The organism is Streptomyces sp. NPDC043908 (genome assembly GCF_056435525.1).
On sequence record NZ_JBWKEI010000003.1, the window covers coordinates 94,426 to 114,904 of the forward strand.

Below are 20,479 nucleotides of genomic sequence, written 5' to 3' on the forward strand. Positions count from 1 at the left end.
ACGGCCGACGCCGCCACGGTTGACCGTCGTGAAGCGGACGAGGTGGAACCCGACGGTGTACGGATGGACCCGTGCGGGCCCGGAGGAGGCGAGCGATGACAGAGCCGGCGAACGTACGCGGCTGGTCGGGGGACCGGCTGGACCTGGACGCCTATCTGGCCCGTATCGGGTACGAGGGGGAGCGCGCGCCGACGCTGGAGGTGCTGCGCGGGCTCCAGCGGGCGCATGTCACCTCGATCCCGTTCGAGAACGCCAACGCCGTGCTCGGCAAACCGGTCGCGCTCGACCTGGAGACGGTCCAGGACAGACTCGTGCGGGGCGGCCGGGGCGGCTACTGCTACGAGCACGTCGTGCTCTTCGCCAGTGCGCTGGAGCGCCTGGGCTTCGCCTTCACCGCCCTCATCGGGCGCGTCACGCTCGGCAGCGACAAGATCCTCCCGGCCACCCACGCCCTGACCGGGGTGCGCCCCGCCGACGACGACCGGCTGTGGCTGTGCGACGTGGGCTTCGGCAGCGGACCGCTCGCGCCCGTCGAGATCACCGACGGGGCCGAGGTGGATCTGGAGGGCTGGAGGTTCCGGACGCGGCGGGTGGCGGGCCCGCTCGGCGTGGACCAGTGGTGGCTGGACCAGTACGGCCAGGACGGCTGGACCCCCCGGCACACCTTCACCCTCACCCCGCAGTACCCGATCGACTACACCGTGGGCAGCCACTTCGTGAGCACGCACAGCCGCTCGCCCTTCACGGCGCGCCTGTTCGCCCAGAAGTTCGGCGCCGACCGGCTGCACCAGCTGGACGCGGCCACCTGGAGGACCGTCCGGCCGGACGGCTCCGCCACCGAGCGCACGATCGAACCGGCCGAGCTGGGGCACGTACTCGCGGACGCGTTCGGGATCACCGTGGAGGCGCGGGAGCTGGCGCTTCTGGAGCAGGGCATCGCCGCCGCCCGGCAGGCGGAGCGGGAACAGGGCCTCGACGTGGCCTGACGCCCGGGCTGCCGGACCGCTGGGACGCGAAAGCCGGTGACCTTCGCCGTGGCGAAGATCACCGGCAGTTCACCGGCCGCTCACGCCGGGGTCCCGGATGCGGGGCCCCGGCGGCGCCGCCCGGGCGCGGGCTCAGGAACGCTTGTCCCCGGACTCCTCGGCGCGCTGCGCGTTCTTCTCCTTGATGCGCACGGCCTCCTTGCGCACCTCGGCCTGGGTGGCGCGCTCCTTCTGGAGCCACTCCGGGTTCTCCTGCTTCAGCGCCTCGATCTGCTCGGTGGTGAGCGCCTCGGTGACACCGCCGCGGGCGAGGCCCGCGATGGAGACGCCCAGCTTCGCCGCGACCACCGGCCGGGGGTGCGGGCCGGTGCGGCGCAGCTCCTGGAGCCACTGGGGCGGATCGGCCTGGAGCGCGTTCAGCTCGGAGCGCGAGACGACACCCTCCTGGAACTCTGCGGGGGTGGCCTCGAGGTACACACCCAGCTTCTTCGCCGCGGTCGCGGGCTTCATGGTCTGGGCGGTCTGGTGCGACGTCATGGTGCCAAGGGTATCGAGCGTGTGCGCCACCTCCGACCATCACCGGTAACCTGGCGGAGTGACAGGCTCGGAAGCATCCCCCTCGTTCCGGCTCGCGTACGTCCCGGGCGTGACACCCACCAAGTGGGTGCGGATCTGGAACGAGCGGCTGCCCGACATCCCGCTGACCCTGGTCGCGGTCCCCGCCGACGAGGTGTTCGGCGTGCTGCGCGACGGCGGCGCCGACGCCGGTTTCGTCCGGCTGCCGGTCGACGGGACCGACCTCAGCGCCATCCCGCTGTACGAGGAGACGACCGTCGTCGTCGTCCCGAAGGACCATGTGGTCGCGGCGGTGGACGAGGTGTCCGCCGAGGACCTGGCCGACGAGACCGTGCTGCACCCCCTCGACGACACCCTCGACTGGGAGCGCCCGCCCGGGCAGCCCGCCTTCGAGCGCCCCGCCACGACGGCCGACGCGATCGAGCTGGTGGCGGCGGGCATCGGTCTGCTCGTCGTCCCGCAGTCGCTGGCCCGGCTGCACCACCGCAAGGACCTCACCTACCGGCCGGTGACGGGCACCCCGGAGTCCCGTGTCGCCCTGTCGTGGCCGCAGGAGCGGACTACCGACCTGGTGGAGGACTTCATCGGGATCGTCCGCGGCCGGACCGTCAACAGCTCCCGGGGCCGCGCCCAGACCCCGGCCAAGGCCGAGCCGAAGGCCAAGCGGCCCGACCCCGCCGCGGCCCGGCGCAAGCCCGCCGCGGGCAAGCCGGCCGGCAAGAACACCCGGACCGGCGCGGGCGGCTCCAAGAGCGGCGCGAAGGGCGGTTCCAAGGGCGGAGCCGGCGGAGCCAAGCGCGGCAAGCCCCGCGGCCGCTCCTAGCCCTCGTCCCCCGGGACACCCGTCAGGGCGGCAGCAGCTCCCGTACGGCCTGTTCGGTCCAGTGCGGGTGCGCGCCGGGGCGGGAGGCCAGATACGCGACCACCGCGCCGGAGTCCCACGCTCCCGCCTCCGCCAGACCCGCGGCCAGATGGCGTACGTACGCGGCGGACGGCACGGTCGTCGGCACGTCGGACATCTTCCAGGGAGCCGTGAAGGTGAGCACGGGAATCCCGTCCAGTCTGCCCGCGCGGACCAGGGTCTCGTAGCGGCCGTCGCCGAGCGCCGTGCGTCCCCGGGTCAGCACCTCGGTCAGGTCGAGGTCGGTGCCCGGCTCCCGGTACATCTCCTGCGCGGCGATGTCGGCGAACTGGGAGGCCGACAGGAGGTGGGCCCGCGCCAGTACGCGCCCTTCGGCGTCGGGGTCGTAGAACGCCCGGCCGCCGCCCCAGACCGGTGACCGGGTGGCGAAGTACAGGGCGCCCGGCAGCTCCACGGGCACCGAGGCGGACGGCGGGCTGCCGTCGCGGCACCCCGGATGGACGCGGGTCCCGCCGAGCGGCCGTCCACCGGCGAGGTAGCAGGAGAGCCGGTGCAGGAACATGTTCGAGCCGTACGAGGCGTACCAGACCCGGCGAGGGGTCAGATCGCGGACCGGGCCCGGGTCGATGGCCCGCGCGGGGATCACGGGAGCCTCGGGGACGCCTCGTTCTCCAGGCTCCGCTCGAAGCGCAGCCCCGGCCGGCCGCTCAGCTCGATCTCGCCGCAGGGCGTGAAGCCGGTACGGGCCAGGACGGTCCGCGAGGCGGTGTTGTCGAGGGTGGTCCTGGCGCGCAGCCCGGTCAGACCGTACGCGGCGGTGGCCAGGGCGCAGGCCTCGCGCACGCCCGCCGTGGCCAGTCCGCGCCCGGCGGCGTGTTCGGCGACGCGGTAGCCCAGCTCGGCCCGTCCGTCGGCCGCGTCCACCAGGTTGAACCGCCCCAGCACCTCGCCGTCGTCGTCCACCAGCAGGTGGAAGAAGTGCAGGCCCGCGGCCTGTTCGGTGAGCAACTCCGCGTGGCGTGCGGCGAAGTGGGTGAAGTAGTCGTCGCCCCGGTCCGGGACGGACAGGGCGAAGTAGGCGCGGTTCTCCCGCTCGAACGCGAGCAGGGCCGGGGCGTGGCCGGGACGCAGGAGCTGGAGTCGGGGCATGACCGGCATGGTACGCATCGGGCCCAGAGGACGGCGATCGCCTTTCGGGCCCTGCCGAGCCCCTGCCTGGCCCTCGCCGCAGCCCGGTTGGTGGATCGGCCGCGCGCCGCGACGATGGTTTACCACCTTGTGGGAATCGTGCGGGAATCGTGGGAGCCGTCGTGTGAACCCGTCCCGGGCCGCCGAAGTCGGCTTCCGAAGCGGACCGGCTGGTCGGGTGATTCGGATCACCATGCCGTGGAAGCGGCGGATCACCGGACATCAGTGGTAGGGAAACCACGGAGAGGGAAGGTGCGGGAGGTGCTTGAGTTCACTGATCCCCTCATCCATCTCGCCCGCCGGCGCCGGGAACCCGCGGTGGTCCAGACCCTGCGCTCCACGGCGGCCGCCGTCATCTCCTACGTCGTGGCGCTCCAGCTCAGCAGCGAGCTGGCGCCGCTCACCGCCCCGCTGACGGCCCTTCTGGTCGTCCAGGTCACCCTCTACACCACCCTGATCACCGGGGTACGACGGGTGAACTCGGTGATCGCGGGTGTCCTGCTCGCCATCGGGTTCAGCGCGCTGGTGGGGCTGACCTGGTGGAGCCTCGGACTCATCATCCTGGCGGCGCTGGTGATCGGGCGCTTCGTCAAGGCCGGGGAGTTCGTCCCGGAGGTCGCCATCAGCGCGATGCTCGTGCTCGGGGTGACCCGGGTGTCGGCGACCGCGTGGGACCGCGTCCTGGAGACCCTCATCGGCGCGGGCGTCGGGATGCTGTTCAACGTGCTGCTGGTGCCACCGGTGTGGGTGGAGTCCGCGGGTGAGGCCATCGAGGAGCTGGCGGCCCGGATGAAACGGCTCCTGATCGACCTCGCGGAGGAGGTGGGCGGGCACACCCCGGTCGCGCGGGCGGCGGCCCGCCTGCACGAGGCCCGCAAGCTCGACCACGACATCGTGCAGGTCGACGCCTCGCTGCGGCAGGCCGAGGACAGCCTGCGGTTCAACCCCCGGGTCAAGGAGGGGCTGCTGTCGCGGATCGTGCTGCGCACCGGCCTGGACGCGCTGGAGATCTCCGCGGTCGTGCTGCGGGTGGTGTGCCGGTCCGTCACCGACCTCGCCAAGGAACGCACCGAGGAACACCTCTTCGAGCCGGAGACGGGGATGGCCCTGCGGGACGTCTTCGAGCACATGGCCCAGGCCGTGGAGAGCTTCGCCGTACTGATCACCACGCAGGTCAGGGCAAACGCCGAGGAGGCCGAGAACCGCTTCGCCGACGAGCTGGCCGCGGCCCGCGCCAGCCGCGACCGGGTCGCGGTCCTGCTGCTCGACCAGGTCCGGCGCGACGCCCGGCAGTGGCAGCTGCACGGCGCGCTGCTCGCGGAGGTGGACCGGATCCTGGACGAACTCGACGTGGAGAAGCGCTCCCAGCGCCTGGTGGAGGAGCTCGACAAACACTCCCGCGAACGCCGTGAGCGCTATCGCCTCCTGGGCCGACTCCAACGCGGCCTGCGCCTGCGCGACGCGCGACGCGCGAACCGCGGGGTCTAGGGAGCTGCCCGATCGGCGGCGTCGGGGAGCGTCGGGCATTGGTGTGTGTGGGGGAGTCGGGGCCGCCGCGGGAAATAATCCCGTGCCGCCGACCCGGCCGGGCGACCGATCCGCCGACCGGCCGCGCTAGGCCGCCCGATGACCGAGAACTCTTCGTCTACGCCTCCCGTCTGCGCGGTCGCAACAGGGGCCGGGGCGCCTTCGCCACGCGGCCCGTGGGGTACGCCCCCGTCCCGGCCCAGGTGGCGGGCGCGCTGCTGGCCCGCTAGCGGCGCACGGTACGGCCCTGCCCGAGGGCGGGGCCGTAGCCGCGTCGGCCCCGGCCCGGAGTGACCGGAGCTACTTGTTCTTGATCTGTACGCGCTTGATGTTCACCGGGAGCGTCGGGAACCCGTCGCCGGGCCCGTTCTGGTCGTCCTCGCCGCCCGCGGCGATCTTCTGCAACACGTCGAGTCCGGCCGTGACCTTCCCGAAGGGTGTGTAGGCCGGGGAGAGTTTGGTGTCCTTCCAGACGAAGAAGAACTGGCTGCCGTTGGTGTTCGGCCCGGCGTTGGCCATCGCGACCGTACCGGCCGGGTAGGTGGCGCCGGTGAGGTTCTCGTCGGGGAAGGAGTAGCCCGGCCCGCCGCTTCCGGTGCCGGTCGGGTCGCCGCACTGGAGCACGAAGATCCGGGCCGTGGTGAGCCGGTGGCAGTGCGAGCGGTCGAAGTAGTCGCGCTGCGCGAGGAACTTGAAGGAGTACGTGGTGCACGGCGCCTTGTCCGTCAGCGCCCGGAAGGTGATGGCGCCCTGGCCGGTGCGGAGGGTCGCGCTGTACGGCTTGGCGGCCTTCACCGGGTCGAAGACCGGTATCCCCTTGAAGTTGTCCGCGGGCACGGCCGGCGTGTAGGCGCAGGCCGTGGGCGCGGGGGCGGTGGGGGAGTCGGCTGCGGCCCGCGTCGCGGCGCCGAGCGGTAACAGGGCGGCAGCGGCGAGCAGGGCGTACGGCTTACGGAGCACGAGACGGGTCCCTTTCGGATCGGCACCGGACGGGCGTACCGGGGCCAGGGGTGTGTCATGGCCGCCTCATCCTGCCCGCTGTGGCACGCGCCATGCGCGGGACCGGCTACGGGACCGGCCCCGGGAACGGCCGACGCACGGTCACAGCCGTATGACCGCGTGCGGCGCCGGATCCGGTGCCGTGAAAGCCCGGTGCTCCCCGGGGCGTTGGCGGGTCAGGCCGCCCTCGTCTGGCGGCGGTATCCGCCGGGCGCCAGGCCGTACTCCCGCTTGAACGCCTTGGCGAAGGCGAACTCCGACCCGTAACCGGCGCGCGCCGCGACCGAGGTGAGCGGGGCGTCGCTCTCGCGCAGCAGGCGCGCGGCCGTCGTCATGCGCCAGCGCGTCAGATACGCCATCGGGGGCTCGCCCACCAGGGCGGCGAACCGCCGGGCGAACGCGGCCCGGGACAGCCCGGCCCGCTCGGCCAGCGACTCCACCGACCACGGCGCCGAGGGGTCCTCGTGGATGGCCGACAGGGCCGGCGCGACCGCCGGGTCGCCGAGGGCCGCGGCCCAGCCCCGGGCGGAGGCCGCGGGCTGCTCCTCCAGCCAGGCCCGCAGGATGTAGAGCAGCAGGGAGTCGATGAGCGTGGGCACGATGCCGTCGGAGCCGATGCGCGGGTTCTCCAGCTCGGAGCCGAGCAGCTGGACGGCGGCGCTCAGTTCGGGGTGGCGGCCGTGCCGCGTCCGCAGATGGATCACCTCGGGCAGCTGACGCACCAAGGGATGCGCGCGGCCCTGGTCGAGGTGGTAGTTGCCGCACAGCAGACGCGTCTCGGGGCCCCCGGCGCCGACCGTGACCGAGCCGATGGGCGCACTCTGCGCGCACTGCTCGGCCCTGGCCTCCTCCGCCACCGTCGTGGGGTGGTCGGCGAGGATGTGGCCGCGCCCGTCCCGCAGGAACACCACGTCGCCGGGGCTCAGCGGGATCGGTTCGAGATGCGGCGGCGCGTCCTCCAGCGGCACCAGCCAGCACGTCCCGTACAGGACCACGTGGAACCCGGCGCCCGCGACCGGTGGCAGCCGCAGGCCCCAGGGGGCGTGGCCGTTGGTTCGTACCGATGTCGGGTGTCCCGTGCGCATCGAGGCCAGCGCCTCGGTCAGGATGTCCATACGGCCCCGCCCCTCTCCTCCACGGCCCTCCCCGGTCAGACCGTCAGGACAATCTTGCCCTGGACCCGCCCCGAGCCGACCAGTTCGTGGGCCTTGGCCACCTCCGCCAGCGGGAAGGTCTCCTCGACATGGGGACGGATCCGGCCCGCGTCCACCAGTTCGGCGATCGCCTCCAGCGCCGCCCGGTCCGGCTCGACCGACACGCCCGCGAAGCGCCGCCCGGCCGCCTCGACGCGCGCGGCCACCTGCGTGTCGTGGTGTTCCAGGATGCTGATGAGCACACCGCCGGGGCGCACCGCGGCGACGGAGAGGTCGGACTGCGCCGTGGAGTCGAGGAGGATGTCGACCGGCTCCACGGCCTCGGTGAAGTCGGTGGTGCGGTAGTCGATGACCTCGTCGGCCCCGAGGCCGCGCAGGAAGTCGTGGCGGGCCGCGCTCGCCAGGGCGGTCACCCGGGCGCCGCGCGCCTTCGCGATCTGCACCGCGAAGTGCCCCACCCCACCGGCCGCGCGCTGCACCAGCACCCGGTCGCCCGCCTTGACGCCCGCCTCGCGCACCAGCCCCTGCCAGGCGGTGAGGGCCGCGAGCGGAACGGCGGCGGCGTGCACGTGGTCGAGGGAGGCGGGCTTGCGGGCCATGTGGCCGGCGGGCACGGCCACGTACTCGGCGTATCCGCCCGCCGTGCGGGGGAAGAGCGGCATCCCGTACACCTCGTCGCCCACCGCGAACCCGGCGCCGGGGCCGGCCTCAGCGACCACACCGGAGACGTCCCAGCCCACCCCGAACGGGGGCTCGCCGAGCAGCGGGAACGCACCGGCCCTGACCGCCACGTCCACGGGGTTGATCGCCATGGCGTGGACCTTGACGAGTATCTCGCCGGCCCGCGGTACGGGCCGGTCGGTCTCGACGATCTCCAGGACCTCGGGGCCGCCGACGGACTTCTGGATGACTGCGCGCACGGTAACTCTCCCTGAGTCGGGTTCTCCTGCTTGATGTCCTCAACCCTAGGAAGATCGAACGAGCCGCAGAATGGCCTTCCGTCTCGCTTGTATGTCCCAGCGTCTCGCCGCCCGATGGTTGCGGTGGGGATCGTCGGTTCAGCGCAGCCGGGGCGCGCCACCCGGCTCCCACCGCTGCTGGTAGCGGGCGGCCGAGGCGCCCGCGGCGAAGGCGGCCGACGCCGCGGGGGAGGTGCCCACACGCCAGTCGATCTCCTTCACCGCCTGGTACCAGATGACACCGATGACGTCGCGGTGGCGGGGCAGCGCGCGGAACATCCCGGTGATCCACTCCGCCTTGCGCCCGGCCGCGTCGGTGGCGCCCACCTCGGTGATGACCAGCGGCTTGCGGGTGAAGCGGCGCAGCTCCTCGAGGGAGGGAGTGAACAGGGCCTCGAAGGACTGGTAGTTCTCCTTGCCCGCGGTGCCGTAGTACCCGGACAACCCCACCCAGTCCACATAGGCGTCGCCCGGGTAGAGGCGCCGCAGCGGGGTGGAGTTGGTGTAACTGATGTTGGGGCTCCACACCCACACCGCGTTGTGCGCGCCCGCCGCGTCGAAGATCCGGTGGACGTGGCGCCACGCCTCGACGTACTCGCCGCGGCCGTTGTCGTTGGACTGCTCGCACCACGGGTACCAGTAGCCGTTCATCTCGTGGGCGAGGCGGATCGCCACGGGGTAGCCGAGCGAGGCGATCCCGCGCGCCCAGGAGCGTACGTACGCGTCGAAGTCGCCGTCGACGATCCGCGACAGGCGGTACGCGGGCTGCTCGCCGCGCAGCTTCGGCTCCTCGGCCTCCTCGCGGTGGTCCCACGGCTCCCAGGCGACCATCGGCATCATGCCCCGCGCGGCCACCCGGTCCAGGGCCTTCGCGTCGAAGCGGTCGTGCGCCCAGTCCGCCGAGAACTCGAAGACCTGCGGCCGGTGCCGGGTCCCGCGGGCGAAGTCGGCGGCCTCGGTGAAGTCGTGGGTGCCCTGGGAGGTGAAGACACCCAGGAACGCTTTTCCGGGGGCCGGGAAGGGCGTCGTGGAGCGGCGGGCCGCCTCGGCGCCGGGCAGCCGGGTGGTCGGCGGCAGCACGGCGTCGGCGCGGGCCGCAGCGGCGCGCCGGCCCCGGTCCGCGACGTCCGGCGCGACCTGGAAGGTGTACCAGCACAGGACGATGGCGCAGAGCAGCACGAGCACCCTCGGCGCGGTGACCCTCACCGCTCGGCCCTCGCCGTGCGCAGCCGGGCGGAGAGGCCGTCGGCCAGGGCGAGGAGCGGTGGCGCCGAACCCGCCGCCAGACACAGCAGCGTCCACACCCGCATGCCCGTGTAGTCGTGGTGGTGGACGAAACTGACCACCAGCAGCCCCCCGGCCAGCAGCGCCCACAGCAGATGCAGCCGGAACGTGCGCGGCGACTCGGAGCTGCGCAGCTCCCCCTTGGCGGTGACGACGTACGCGAGGGGGCGGCGCAGCAGGGCGTTGACCGCGGCGGCGATGTACACGGGCCCGGCGAACAGGGTCAGCAGGATTCCCGCCGTGCCGATCTCGCGCCGTTCGTGCTCGGCGAGGTGGAACCGGCGCAGCCACAGCCACAGCCCGAACGACCCGGCCATGCCCGCCGACCAGAGCAGGAACCAGGGCAGGCCCGGCAGGTGGATCGACTCCACCCCGAGCAGCATGTACAGCGCCGTGGCGAGGGTGCCGAGCGCCAGGTTGACGGCGATGCTCGGGTAGTAGAACTGCACCAGGTCGTACAGCAGCCGCTGGCGGGGCCTGAGACGGATGCCGTGCCGCAGCCGGGGGTTGAGCTTGATCTCCCAGATGCCGTACGCCCAGCGCTTCTGCTGGTTGAAGTAGTCGGTCCAGGTCGTGGGGCCCTCGCCCACGGCCACCACGTCCGGGGTGTAGACGCCCCTCCAGCCGTTGCCGGTGGCGGGGTTGAGCGTGCCGTGGACGCGCATGCTCGTCAGATGGTCCTCGATGATCGAGTCCTGGTACCCGCCGATCTGCCGCCAGGCCGCCACCCGGTAGAGGTGGTTGGTACCGATCAGCAACGGGGCGTCCAGGCCGTTCCCGCCGCGCTCGACGATGCTGCTGAAGAGGTACTGCTGCACGGAGGCGCCGTGGGCGACCCAGTTGTCGTACGCGTTGCCGTAGACCTGGGGGGCGACGACGAACGCGGTGTCGGGGTCGTGGAAGTAGCCCAGGGTCCGCTCCAGGAAGCACGGCAGCGGAACGTGGTCCGGGTCCATCTGCGCCACCACGTCGTACCGGTCCTCGTGCTCGGCGCGCCACGCGTTGTGGTTCCCGGACTTGGTGCGCCCGCGGAACGGGCCCGAGGGCCGGTTGTACTCGGGGCGGTTCCTGCGGCTGAAGTGGTGGACGCCCAGCCGTGCGGCCATCTGCCGGACCGCCGGGTCGTCGCCCTCGTCCAGGATCCACACGTCCACCGCGCACTCCCAGCGCTCCACCTCCAGCATCGCGCGCAAGGTGCGCTGCACGACGGCGAGGGGCTCCTTGGCGGGCACGATCGTCGTCAGCAGGGCGACCCGCAGTTTGGCGGGCGGGGTCATGGGGATGGGGTCGCGGGCCCGGAACGCGAACACCCAGATCGCCACCGCCTGCACGACTTTGATCGCCTCGACCGCGATGACCAGGCAGAACCCGATCCGGGCCAGACACAGCCCGCAGCCGCCGAGCCCGGTCACCCCGGGCCCCGGCACATGCTCGGGCAGGAGCAGCCAGCCGATGAAGGCGAGGTCGGCGAGCGCGGTCGCGGCGACCAGCGCCGTGAGCGAGATCCGGTCACCGGTGCGCAGGACGGAGAGGTACGCCACCGCCCCGCGCGGGTTCGCCAGCGGGCCGCAGCCCCGGGCCGCGCGCCGGTACGCCGTGACGGCCCGCGCGTTGCGGCGGGCCCTCTTCTCGGCGCGCGCGGCCGGCCGGGATGCGTATCCGGACATGTCCCCCCCTTGCTGACCGACACCATCACGCCGGTGTGAACAGGCCGTTACTTGCGGTGAGTAGGACAGTCGTCACCCGGTGTCCGGTTCCCGCCCCTCGGCGTGGCCGGGTGGTGGGGCGCGCGTCAGAGGCGCACGGCGTACAGCGCGCTGTCGGCGCAGCCGAAGTACACCGTGTCCTCGGTGGCGGTGGGGGCGTGCACCGGGGCGGGGGCGAGATGGCTCCAGAGCGGGCGGCCCGTGGCCGCGTCCAGCGCGTAGAGCCTGCTGTCGTCGCTGCCCACGTACACCGCGCCACCGGCCACCGCCGGGGCGTGCACGTCACCCGCCGCCAGGAACGTCCAGCGGGCCTTGCCCGTGGCGGCCTCCAGTGCGGACAACCGCTTGCCGCCTCCCACGTACACCAGGTCCCGCGCGACCGCGGGCCCGGCGCCGACGGACGCGCCCGGGAAGCGCCAGACCTGCTGTCCGCTGTCCGCGCCGACCGCGTACAGGCCGCCGTCGGTGCTGCCGAAGTGGACCAGGCCGCCCGCGACGACCGGGACGCCGGAGACGGCGCCGCGCGTGGGGAACGCCCACCGCTTCTCGCCGGTGGCCGCGTCCACCGCGTACAGGCGGGTGTCACTGCTCCCCACGTACACCGTCTCGCCCGACACGGTGGGGGAGTGCGTGTCGTTGCCCGCGGTGAAGGCCCAGCGGCGCTCGCCGGAGGCCACGTCCACGGCGTGGAGGCGGTGGTCGGCGCTGCCGACGTAGGCCACACCACCGGTCACCACCGGCGTGTGGACGATGCCCCCGGTGGTGTACCGCCAGCGGATCGCGCCCGAGCGCGCGTCGAAGGCGTACAGGACGCGGTCGTCGCCCCCCAGGTAGACGGTGCCGCCCAGCACGGCGGGCGCGGAGCCGATGGCGCCGCCGGTGGTGTACGCCCAACCCCGGCGCCCGTCCGCCTTGTTCAGCGCGTAGAGCGTGCCGTCGTTGCTCGCCGCGTAGACCAGGTCGCCCGCCACTCTCGGATACGACAGGACCGTGCCGGTGGTCGCGAAGCGCCAGCGCGTCGTCCCCGCCCCCGGCGCGCCACCGCGCGACAGCGCCCAGCCGGCCGCCGCAGCGCCACCGGCCGCCAGCACGCCGGCAGCCGAGTACAGCACCCGCCGACGATCCACCGGGGGCCCGGGCGGCGGGACCGCGGGGACGGGTGGCGCGAACACCGAGGTGGGGGTGGGCGGGAGGGCCGGCGCCGTGTCCTCGCCCTGCCAGGGCTCGGGCAGCCAGCCCGGCGCGAGCAGCTCTCCCGGCGGGCGTCCGCCGGTCAGCGCGTGCATCAGCGCGGGCAGCTCCGGGCGGTCGGCGGCCTTCTTCGCCAGGCACCGGCCGACCAGCTCGCGCAACTCCGGGGGCACCGCCTGGAGATCGGGCTCCTCGTTCACCACCCGGTACAGCAGCGCGGGCACCGACGCCTCCCCGAACGGGCTGGTGCCCGTCGCCGCGTACGCCAGCACCGAGCCCAGCGAGAACACGTCGGTCGACGGCTCGACCCGCAGCCCCTGGATCTGCTCGGGCGACATATATCCCGGCGAGCCGATGGTGGTGCCGGTCAGGGTGAGGCCGCTGTGCTCGCAGAGCCGGGAGATCCCGAAGTCGATGACGCGCGGGCCGTCCTGGGCGAGGAGGACGTTGGCGGGTTTGAGGTCGCGGTGGATGAGGGAGGCGCTGTGGATCGCGGTGAGCGCCTCCACCAGCGCCGCCCCGAGCGCCCGGACCGAACGCTCGGGGAACGGACCGCTCTTCTGCACCGCCCGCTGGAGCGAGGGGCCCGGGATGTAGGCCGTGGCCAGCCACGGCCGGGGCCCCTCGGGGTCGGCGTCGACCACCCCGGCCGTGAAGAAGCCGCTCACGGCACGGGAGGCGATGACCTCGCGGGCGAACCGCTGCCGGAAGGCCGGTTCCTGGACGTACTCCGGCCGGATGACCTTGACCGCGACCTTCCGGCCCGCGGGGGAGTACCCGAGGTAGACCCGGCCCATGCCGCCGCTGCCCAGCCGGGCGACCAGCCGGTACGGCCCCACGGCGGCCGGGTCGTCGGACTCCAACGGCTCCAAGGCGCCCCCCGGGTCCCCTCCTGGACGTCACCACGTCGCTCGTCGCACAGCGTAGCGCCGCTCAGGCGGCTCCGCCGACCCCCGGAGCCACGAACCGGCGGTGCAGCGGCAGCAGTTGGGTGTCCGGCCGACCGGTGATGCCGGCCTTCTCGACGGCGGGCGCGAGCCGTTCGCCGAAGAACCGTTCGAAGTCCTCCTGCGACTCCCAGACATCGGTGACGCACAGGGCACCCACGTCGAACCACGCCACGTGCAGACAGGCGCCGTCGGGCGCCCGCTCCTCCCACCCCACGGCCTCACGCACCGCGTCGTACTGCTCCGGGGTCACCCCGGCCCAGCTCAGCGACAGGACAACGGCCATCGCCCACCCCTCTCCCCAAGTGCCCGCCCTCGTGGACCGGGCGGGGCAATTCTCGCCGCGGGGGTCCGTTTCCGGACACCCCTGCCGAGGGCGTGCGGCAGCGTGCGGGAGCACGTACGAAAACCGGCACGCCCCTGGGCCGGCCGTGCGGCCGTCACCCGGACGGCCGCTCCGGACGTTCCCGGCGGACCGGGCGCCACCCGTCCAGCGGCGGTCGGCGCGCCACGGCGCCGGGCGGGCGCGAGCCTGGGGCTGTAGCCCGTCGACCCCTGCCCAGGAGAACCCGTGCCCTCTCCCCGACGTCTGCTCCGCGGCGCGCTCGCGGCCGCCGTCCTCGCGCCGGCCCTGCCCGCCGTGACGGCCGCCGCCGAGGGCCCCGCGCCCGGGACGGTCCGGACGAGCCGCGTGGAGTGGGCCGACGGGGCCTTCCGCTCCCTCTGCGGCGCCCGGCGGGGCTCCGCGCCCGACCGCCGCACCTTCCGGTTCTTCGAGGAGGCGGGGATCGAGGCGGTGGCCTCGCGCATCTCGCGCGACCCGCAGGGGACCGTGCTGTGGACCGGCCACCTCACGGACCACCCCGACCGGCCCGTGACCCTCGCCGTCGACGGGGCGTGCGGCCAGGGCCCGCCGAGGGTGGCGGGGGAGGTGCATCTGGGCGACAGGCGGTACGTGATCGACGCCGACCGGGCGGGCACCTCCACCGTGCGCGAGCTGACCTACGCGGGGACGGCGCCTTCGCACGACGACGTCGTACGGGTCCAGGCACCGCGCGACACCCGGCCCGTGCACCTGCCACCCCCGGCCCGGCGGGGGTGGCGTGACGCGCGGGCCGCCGTCACCGCCCCCGTCATCGACCTGCTCATCGGCTACACCCCGCACACCGTCACCAGCACCGAGGGCGGGGCGCAGGCGCTGGACCTGAGGGTGAAGGCCGCGGTGGCGGGCGCCAACGCCGCCTACTCCGAGAGCACCGTCACCGCCCGGCTCAACCTGCTGGGCACCTTCACCACCAAGGAGTGGCCGGGCGACGACAGCGACGCCGAGGGCATCACCTACGCCCTGTCGGACCCCGGGAACCCGCGCTACGCGGGCGCGTTCGCCACCGACGCGCGCAAGCAGCGGGACACCAGGGGCGCGGACCTGCTGCACGTGCTCACCCAGTTCACCCCCCGGCCCGGCGCCGTCTACACCGCCGGAACGGCCAACACCCCCGCGCTGCCCCGGACCGGCTCCGGCGGCGCGGCCGGCAGCGCGGGCGAGGCCTTCGGCGCCCAGCAGGCCGACACCCTCGGCACCTACCACCTCGCCCACGAGGTCGGGCACAACTTCGGCCTCAACCACGACTACGTCACCGACCCGGTCGACCGCACCGACCCCCGCTACCGGCCCGTCAACCTCAACCCGTACTACCCCGACAACCATGGCCACCTGCCAGCCGACCGCAGCTGGACGGACATCATGGGATACACCCTGTCGTGCGCGGACGCGGCCAGGTGCGAGACGAAGCTGTGGTTCTCCAACCCCCGCCAGACGTACGGGAACACGCCCCGGGGTGTGCCGCTGGGGCAGCCGCGGCCCGCCGACTGCGTGCGCGTCATGAACCTCACCGGCCCGGTCCTCGCCAACTACCGCACCCCGCCCGCCCCCAAGGCCCCGGCCGCCCGGTACGCGCTCACCGCCGCTCCGGACGACCCCGCCCACGGCACCGTCACGGTGGCCGCGACCGGCCTGTTCGACAAGGGCGACCAGGTCACCGTGGCCGCCGCCCCCAAGGCGGGCTACCGCCTCGACCACTGGACCGTGGACGGCGGGATCCAGCCCACCAACGCCACCGAGCTCACCGTCACCATGGACGGCGACCACTATGTGACGGCCCGGTTCGTCCCGGTGGCGGCGACCACGACCCGGCGTCCGGCGAGCCCCGCCGGGACCGTGGTGGGCGGCACCCCGAGCGCGTCCCCCGACTCCACCCCCACCGACTGAACGGACCCCTCCCATGCACCTCCGGCAGACCCTCGGCGCCGTCTCGGCCGCCGCCGCGCTCACCCTCTCCGTCGCCGCGCAGCCCGCGGCCGCCGACAACGTGGCGGTGGCGGTGGCCACCGGTTTCGCGGCGGCCACCGGCTCCCCGGCCGGCCGGGCGGTGACGTACGTTCCCACGTGGGTGCCGGTGGGCTCCCAAGTCGCCGTCGGTGAGTCCGCGGACGACACCATGAGCCGCTTCGAACTGAGCCTCCGGGGCGTCCTGCCCAACCACACCTACGGTGCCCATGTGCACCGGTTGCCGTGCGGCGCCAACCCCGACGACTCGGGCCCCCACTACCAGAACCAGCCCGACCCCGTTCAGCCCTCCACCGACCCCGCGTACGCCAACCCCCGCAACGAGGTGTGGCTCGACCTGACCACCGACGCCCGGGGTGACGGGAAGTCCACGGCGCAGGTCCCCTGGCGCATCCGGCCGGGCGAGGCGAGCTCGCTGGTCATCCACGAGAAGGCGACGGCCACCGGCCCGGGCCAGGCGGGGACCGCGGGGGCGCGGCTGGCCTGTGTCAGCGTGCGCTTCGCGCCCGTTTCCGGCGCGGTGACGCGGCCCGGCCCGCCCGCGCCGCTAGCCTCGCTCCATGACTGACACCTTTGAGCACAACCCCCGGGTGTGGACCGCGGCGCGCCTGCGCGAGGCCCTCCAGGGGCTGCCGGACGACACCCCCATCCACGTCGGTGTCGCGGACGGGCCGGGCGACTTCGACGGGTACAGCGAGTACGCGCTGGTCAACCTGGAGCCCGTCGAGAAGGACGACGACGCGCAGGGCGGTGTGGAGTACACCCTCTTCGCGGACTTCAAGGCCGGTCAGTACCACTTCGACCTGGACTGATCCCGGCTACTCGAAGCGCGAGGTGTCGCCCGCCCCGCGGCGGACGATCTCGGCCTCGCCACCGGAGAAGTCGATGACGGTGGTCGGCTCGGTGCCGCATTCGCCGGAGTCGATCACGGCGTCCACCACGTGGTCGAGGCGCTCCTTGATCTCCCAGCCCTGGGTCATCGGCTCGTCCTCGTCGGGCAGGAGCAGGGTGCTGGAGAGCAGCGGTTCGCCCAGGTCGGCGAGGAGCGCCTGGGTGACGGTGTGGTCCGGGATGCGCACCCCGACGGTCTTCTTCTTGGGGTGCAGCAGCTGACGCGGCACCTCCCGGGTCGCCGGCAGGATGAAGGTGTAACTGCCCGGCGTCGCCGACTTGATGGCCCGGAACACGTCGTTGTCGATCTGCACGAACTGGCCGAGCTGCGCGAACGTCTCGCACACCAGGGTGAAGTGGTGCCGGTCGTCGAGCCTGCGGATCGACCGGATCCGGTCGATGCCGTCCCGGTTGCCGAGCTGGCACCCCAGGGCGTAGCAGGAGTCCGTCGGGTACGCCACGAGCGCGCCGGAGCGGATGCTGTCGGTGATGCTGCTGATGGTGCGCCGCTGCGGATTGTCGGGGTGCACGTCGAAGTACTTCGCCATCCGCCGAGTCTACGGGGCGGGACCGAGGAGTTCCCGGGGCGCCCGTTCACTCGTCGGTGTGGCGGATCCGGGCGGGACGCCGCACCGGGCCTCCGGCGCCGGAGGCCCGGTGGACGGCGCGCCGACGGCCTGCCGCGTCCGCGCCGCTGCTCAGGGGCGGGGCCCGAGGGCCCCGACCACCAGGTCCGCGAGGAGGCGGCCCGCCGTGCCGTCCGGGTCGAGATCGGGGTCGTAGATCGTGAGGTTGAAGCCCACACACCGCTCCGAGCCGACGAGGGCGCCGAGGAGCAGCGCGAGCTCGCCGGGCATCAGCCCGCCGGGGTCGGGGCTGTCGACGGCGGGCATCACCTCCGGGTCGAGGACGTCGGCGTCCAGATGCACCCAGAACCCGTCGAGGACGTCCGTCTCCAGGGACCGGCGCACCGAGGCGCCGATCTCCGCCGGGCCCCACTGCCTGATCTCCCCGACCGTCGCCGTCGGGATCCTCAGTCCGGCGAACTCCGCGAGGTCCTCGTCGCCGTCCCGCAGACCCAGGATCCTGACGTCCTCGTCGCGTACGTACGGGCGCAGCCCTTCCAGGTCGGTCAGGTCGGACTGGCCGCGCCCGGTGCCCAGGGCCAGTTCCTCGCCTCCGGCCGCGCCGATCCGGTCGGAGTTGCCGGGGTGGCGGAAGTCCGCGGAGCCGTCGACGACCACCAGCCCGTACCGGCCGGTGCGGCGCAGCGCCAGTGAGGCGCCCAGCTGGATCGAGCAGTCCCCGCCGAGCACCACGGGGAAGTCACCGGCCCGGACGTGGTGTTCGACGCGGTCGGCGAGCTTGCGCGTGTACGAGGCGAGGGCGGCGGCGTTGAAGACGCCGTCGCCCTCCTGCCAGTCGCCCCGGTCGTAGCGCGGCGGGACCACCACACCGCCCTCGTACGCGCCGAGCCGCCGCACGATGCCGAACTCCCGCATGGCACCGGCGAGTTTGTAGCAGCCGGGGACCGTGCCCGGGGCGGGTGGACGCAGGCCGAGGTTGGACGGGGCGTCGATGACCACGAGACGTCGCATGCCCGTCATCCTCACCGAGGACGACCCGGTGATCAACGGGTATACGCGGTGCGCGGCCTTCTGCCCGAGGGCCCCGGGCACGCCCCCCGGGGTCAGGACTCCAGGTGCAGGGCCCGGGCCACGTCGGCCGTGCGGGCCGAGGACGTGGTGGACGCGTAACCGCCGCGCATCGACGCGTCCGGGTCCTTGAGGCCGTTGCCGGTGACGGTGACCACCACGCGCTGCCCGGCGTCGAGGCGGCCCGCGCGGTGCTCGGCGAGGAGCCCCGCGATGCCGGCCGCCGAGGCGGGCTCGACGAAGACGCCCTCGTGGCGGGCGACGAGGCGGTACGCGTCGAGGATCTGCTCGTCGCCGACGGCGCCGATCAGGCCCCCGGAGCCGTCGCGCGCGGCGATGGCGCCGGTCCACGAGGCGGGGTTGCCGATGCGGATCGCGGTGGCCACCGTCTCCGGCTCGGCCACCACCTCGCCGTGCACCAGCGGCGCGGCGCCCGCCGCCTGGAAGCCCCACAGCCGGGGCCTGCCGGTGGCGAGTCCCGCGGTGGCGTACGCCTCGTACCCCCGCCAGGCGGCCGTGATGTTCCCCGCGTTGCCGACCGGCAGGCAGTGGATGTCGGGAGCGTCGCCCAGCGCGTCCACGACCTCGAAGGCGACGGTCTGCTGGCCCGCAAGCCGGTGGTCGTTGACCGAGTTCACCAACGCGACCGGGTGGTGCTCGGCCAGTTCGCGGGCGATGCGCAGACAGTCGTCGAAGGAGCCGGTCACCTCGACGATCTCGGCGCCGTAGCGGACGGCCTGGGCGAGCTTGCCGAGCGCGATGTGGCCGCGCGGGACGAGGACGGCGGCGCCGATGCCGGCGCGGGCCGCGTACGCGGCGGCCGAGGCGCTGGTGTTGCCGGTCGAGGCGCACACCACCGTCCGCGCGCCGGCCTCCACGGCCTTGCTGACCGCGACGGTCATGCCCCGGTCCTTGAAGGAACCGGTGGGGTTGGCGCCCTCCACCTTCAGCCACACGTCGCAGCCGGTCAGCGCCGACAGATGGGGGGCCGGGACGAGCGGCGTGTTGCCCTCGTGGAGCGAGACCACGGGTGTGGTGTCCGTGACGGGGAGCCAGGCGCGGTAGCCGTCGATGAGACCGCGCCAGGGGCGGGTCCGTACGGAGGTGCTGGCGGAGGGGCGCTCGTCTATAGTCACGAACGTTACTCTAACCCGAGAGAATCAGTGGTTGCGTAACAATCGTTTCTTCATCGGCGACGGCGGCGGGGGAGTGGCATGGCGGACGACGACGAGGTGGCGGCCCGGCTCGGGGCGGTCTATCCGGAGCTGCCGCGCGGGGAGCAGGCCATCGTGCGCGTCCTGCTCGACGACTATCCGTTCGCGGCCCTGGGCTCGCTGCGCTCCCTGGCCGACCGGGCGAAGGTCAGCCCGCCGACCGCCTCCCGGCTCTTCGCCCGGCTCGGCTGGTCCGGCTTCGCCGAGTTCCAGGCCGCGGTGCGCGCCGAGGGCCGTGAGCACGACCGCTCCCGGCTGCGCGAGTTCGTGGCCACCGCCCCGGACGGCCCGCGCCGCGCGGCCGAGCAGCTGCGGGCCGGTCTCGACGCCACGGTCGCGGCGGCCGGCGAACCCCTGCTCGCCCGGATCGCCGCCCTCCTCGCCCAGGCGCGCGGGGTGTGGGGGATGGGCGGCCCCCTCAGCGAACTCGCCGCCGACTACCTGGTCCGCCAGCTGGCCAGTCTGCGTCCGGGCGTGCGCCGCGTCCCGGACGGGGCGGCCGAGCGCGCCCGGGTCCTGCTCGACCTCGGCCCCGGCGACCTGGTCGTCGCGTACGACTTCCGCCGCTACAGCGACAGCACCGCCCGCTTCGTCCGCGCGGCGCGGGCGCGCGGGGCGCGGCTCGTGCTGGTCACCGACGCCTGGGAGTCCCCGCTGGCCGCGCAGGCCGAGGTGCTGCTGCGGCTCCCGCGCGACGCGGCGGGCCCCATCGCCCCGCTCACCCACGAGATCGCGGTGACCGAGCTGATCCTGGTCGCGACCGTCCCGCTGCTCACCGAGTCGGCCGGGCGCCTGGAGGGCCTCGACGCCCTGACGGCGGAGCTCGGCCAGGACTGAACGGGTCCGCCCGGGGGCCGCCGCGCGCGCCGGGGGATCCGGCCGACGCGGTTCCGGTGTCGCCGCCGTCGCGGAGGCCGGCCGCGGGGGCCGGCGTCCCGTGCGGCCCCGGAGTCCGCCGGGCGCTCCTGCCTCCCGTGAGGCTTACGTCCCGTC

Annotated in this window: 20 protein-coding genes; 7 read left to right on the forward strand and 13 right to left on the reverse strand. The window is 73.9% G+C overall.

Features of this window, described 5'->3' with window-relative positions; genetic code table 11:
- Positions 1-95 precede the first annotated feature (95 nt).
- The gene (locus tag AC069K_RS08420; RefSeq protein ID WP_365106272.1) at positions 96-986 is read left to right on the forward strand and encodes an arylamine N-acetyltransferase family protein; all 891 of its coding nucleotides are present in this window, start codon (positions 96-98) and stop codon (positions 984-986) included.
- Between the two features lie 132 nt (positions 987-1,118).
- Here AC069K_RS08420 and AC069K_RS08425 read toward each other — a convergent pair whose 3' ends face one another.
- The gene (locus AC069K_RS08425; protein WP_358831903.1) at positions 1,119-1,523 is read right to left on the reverse strand and encodes a DUF5997 family protein; all 405 of its coding nucleotides are present in this window, start codon (positions 1,521-1,523) and stop codon (positions 1,119-1,121) included.
- Positions 1,524-1,581: 58 nt separating this feature from the next.
- Between AC069K_RS08425 and AC069K_RS08430 the strand changes: the two genes are divergently transcribed.
- Complete coding sequence (locus tag AC069K_RS08430) at positions 1,582-2,385, forward strand: LysR family transcriptional regulator substrate-binding protein (protein WP_478613514.1); 804 nt, start codon at positions 1,582-1,584, stop codon at positions 2,383-2,385.
- A 22-nt stretch (positions 2,386-2,407) separates the two neighbouring features.
- Here the strand turns inward: AC069K_RS08430 and AC069K_RS08435 are convergent, their stop codons facing one another.
- Together AC069K_RS08435 and AC069K_RS08440 are read right to left on the reverse strand one after the other, a co-directional pair.
- A complete protein-coding gene (locus tag AC069K_RS08435) occupies positions 2,408-3,070 on the reverse strand; it encodes a histone deacetylase (RefSeq protein WP_478613517.1) in 663 nt (220 codons plus the stop codon).
- On the reverse strand, positions 3,067-3,573 hold the full coding sequence (locus tag AC069K_RS08440; RefSeq protein ID WP_478613520.1) for a GNAT family N-acetyltransferase: 507 nt from the start codon (positions 3,571-3,573) through the stop codon (positions 3,067-3,069). The genes AC069K_RS08435 and AC069K_RS08440 overlap by 4 nt, the downstream gene beginning before the upstream one ends.
- A 300-nt stretch (positions 3,574-3,873) precedes the next feature.
- On the opposite strand from AC069K_RS08440, the gene AC069K_RS08445 reads away from it, so the two are divergent.
- Positions 3,874-5,100, forward strand: a complete 1,227-nt coding sequence (locus tag AC069K_RS08445; protein WP_478613521.1) for an FUSC family protein — start codon at positions 3,874-3,876, stop codon at positions 5,098-5,100.
- A gap of 339 nt (positions 5,101-5,439) precedes the next feature.
- Here AC069K_RS08445 and AC069K_RS08450 read toward each other — a convergent pair whose 3' ends face one another.
- The 7 genes from AC069K_RS08450 to AC069K_RS08480 form a co-directional block, all read right to left on the reverse strand.
- A complete protein-coding gene (locus AC069K_RS08450) occupies positions 5,440-6,099 on the reverse strand; it encodes a peptidylprolyl isomerase (protein WP_365106261.1) in 660 nt (219 codons plus the stop codon).
- Between the two features lie 215 nt (positions 6,100-6,314).
- Entirely contained in the window at positions 6,315-7,253 is a 939-nt protein-coding gene (locus tag AC069K_RS08455) for an AraC family transcriptional regulator (protein ID WP_365106258.1), read from the reverse strand.
- A gap of 35 nt (positions 7,254-7,288) precedes the next feature.
- Positions 7,289-8,212, reverse strand: a complete 924-nt coding sequence (locus AC069K_RS08460; RefSeq protein WP_365106255.1) for an NADP-dependent oxidoreductase — start codon at positions 8,210-8,212, stop codon at positions 7,289-7,291.
- 138 nt (positions 8,213-8,350) lie between these two features.
- Complete coding sequence (locus tag AC069K_RS08465; protein WP_478613524.1) at positions 8,351-9,457, reverse strand: glycoside hydrolase family 26 protein; 1,107 nt, start codon at positions 9,455-9,457, stop codon at positions 8,351-8,353.
- Positions 9,454-11,202 (reverse strand): glycosyltransferase family 2 protein, encoded by a 1,749-nt coding sequence (locus tag AC069K_RS08470; RefSeq protein WP_478613527.1) that lies wholly within the window; start codon positions 11,200-11,202, stop codon positions 9,454-9,456. The genes AC069K_RS08465 and AC069K_RS08470 overlap by 4 nt, the downstream gene beginning before the upstream one ends.
- 125 nt (positions 11,203-11,327) lie before the next feature.
- A complete protein-coding gene (locus AC069K_RS08475; protein WP_478613530.1) occupies positions 11,328-13,304 on the reverse strand; it encodes an outer membrane protein assembly factor BamB family protein in 1,977 nt (658 codons plus the stop codon).
- Positions 13,305-13,365: 61 nt separating this feature from the next.
- Positions 13,366-13,665, reverse strand: coding sequence for a hypothetical protein (locus AC069K_RS08480; RefSeq protein ID WP_478613533.1), 300 nt, complete (start codon positions 13,663-13,665; stop codon positions 13,366-13,368).
- Positions 13,666-13,950: 285 nt separating this feature from the next.
- On the opposite strand from AC069K_RS08480, the gene AC069K_RS08485 reads away from it, so the two are divergent.
- From AC069K_RS08485 to AC069K_RS08495, 3 genes are read left to right on the forward strand one after another with little or no spacing between them, the layout of a single operon-like run.
- The gene (locus AC069K_RS08485) at positions 13,951-15,648 is read left to right on the forward strand and encodes a reprolysin-like metallopeptidase (RefSeq protein ID WP_478613536.1); all 1,698 of its coding nucleotides are present in this window, start codon (positions 13,951-13,953) and stop codon (positions 15,646-15,648) included.
- Between the two features lie 13 nt (positions 15,649-15,661).
- Positions 15,662-16,294, forward strand: a complete 633-nt coding sequence (locus tag AC069K_RS08490; protein WP_478613539.1) for a superoxide dismutase family protein — start codon at positions 15,662-15,664, stop codon at positions 16,292-16,294.
- Positions 16,287-16,538, forward strand: a complete 252-nt coding sequence (locus tag AC069K_RS08495; RefSeq protein ID WP_365106234.1) for a DUF6225 family protein — start codon at positions 16,287-16,289, stop codon at positions 16,536-16,538. Before AC069K_RS08490 ends, AC069K_RS08495 begins: the two co-directional genes overlap by 8 nt.
- A 6-nt stretch (positions 16,539-16,544) precedes the next feature.
- On the opposite strand, the gene AC069K_RS08500 is transcribed toward AC069K_RS08495, so the two are convergent.
- The 3 genes from AC069K_RS08500 to thrC form a co-directional block, all read right to left on the reverse strand.
- On the reverse strand, positions 16,545-17,165 hold the full coding sequence (locus tag AC069K_RS08500; protein ID WP_365106231.1) for an L-threonylcarbamoyladenylate synthase: 621 nt from the start codon (positions 17,163-17,165) through the stop codon (positions 16,545-16,547).
- 150 nt (positions 17,166-17,315) lie between these two features.
- The gene (locus AC069K_RS08505; protein WP_478613544.1) at positions 17,316-18,215 is read right to left on the reverse strand and encodes an arginase family protein; all 900 of its coding nucleotides are present in this window, start codon (positions 18,213-18,215) and stop codon (positions 17,316-17,318) included.
- A 92-nt stretch (positions 18,216-18,307) separates the two neighbouring features.
- Positions 18,308-19,402 (reverse strand): threonine synthase, encoded by a 1,095-nt coding sequence (gene thrC, locus AC069K_RS08510; RefSeq protein ID WP_478614432.1) that lies wholly within the window; start codon positions 19,400-19,402, stop codon positions 18,308-18,310.
- A gap of 84 nt (positions 19,403-19,486) precedes the next feature.
- On the opposite strand from thrC, the gene AC069K_RS08515 reads away from it, so the two are divergent.
- Complete coding sequence (locus tag AC069K_RS08515; protein ID WP_478613547.1) at positions 19,487-20,323, forward strand: MurR/RpiR family transcriptional regulator; 837 nt, start codon at positions 19,487-19,489, stop codon at positions 20,321-20,323.
- Positions 20,324-20,479 lie beyond the last annotated feature (156 nt).

What these genes read in the sequence shown, in the direction of transcription:
- AC069K_RS08480 (WP_478613533.1), bottom strand. Translation starts at nt 13,665, where the DNA reads ATGGCCGTTGTCCTGTCGCTGAGCTGGGCCGGGGTGACCCCGGAGCAG.
- AC069K_RS08490 (WP_478613539.1), top strand. Translation starts at nt 15,662, where the DNA reads ATGCACCTCCGGCAGACCCTCGGCGCCGTCTCGGCCGCCGCCGCGCTC.
- AC069K_RS08440 (WP_478613520.1), bottom strand. Translation starts at nt 3,573, where the DNA reads ATGCCCCGACTCCAGCTCCTGCGTCCCGGCCACGCCCCGGCCCTGCTC.
- AC069K_RS08455 (WP_365106258.1), bottom strand. Translation starts at nt 7,253, where the DNA reads ATGGACATCCTGACCGAGGCGCTGGCCTCGATGCGCACGGGACACCCG.
- AC069K_RS08515 (WP_478613547.1), top strand. Translation starts at nt 19,487, where the DNA reads ATGGCGGACGACGACGAGGTGGCGGCCCGGCTCGGGGCGGTCTATCCG.
- AC069K_RS08505 (WP_478613544.1), bottom strand. Translation starts at nt 18,215, where the DNA reads ATGCGACGTCTCGTGGTCATCGACGCCCCGTCCAACCTCGGCCTGCGT.
- AC069K_RS08425 (WP_358831903.1), bottom strand. Translation starts at nt 1,523, where the DNA reads ATGACGTCGCACCAGACCGCCCAGACCATGAAGCCCGCGACCGCGGCG.
- AC069K_RS08470 (WP_478613527.1), bottom strand. Translation starts at nt 11,202, where the DNA reads ATGTCCGGATACGCATCCCGGCCGGCCGCGCGCGCCGAGAAGAGGGCC.
- AC069K_RS08420 (WP_365106272.1), top strand. Translation starts at nt 96, where the DNA reads ATGACAGAGCCGGCGAACGTACGCGGCTGGTCGGGGGACCGGCTGGAC.
- AC069K_RS08495 (WP_365106234.1), top strand. Translation starts at nt 16,287, where the DNA reads ATGACTGACACCTTTGAGCACAACCCCCGGGTGTGGACCGCGGCGCGC.
- AC069K_RS08500 (WP_365106231.1), bottom strand. Translation starts at nt 17,165, where the DNA reads ATGGCGAAGTACTTCGACGTGCACCCCGACAATCCGCAGCGGCGCACC.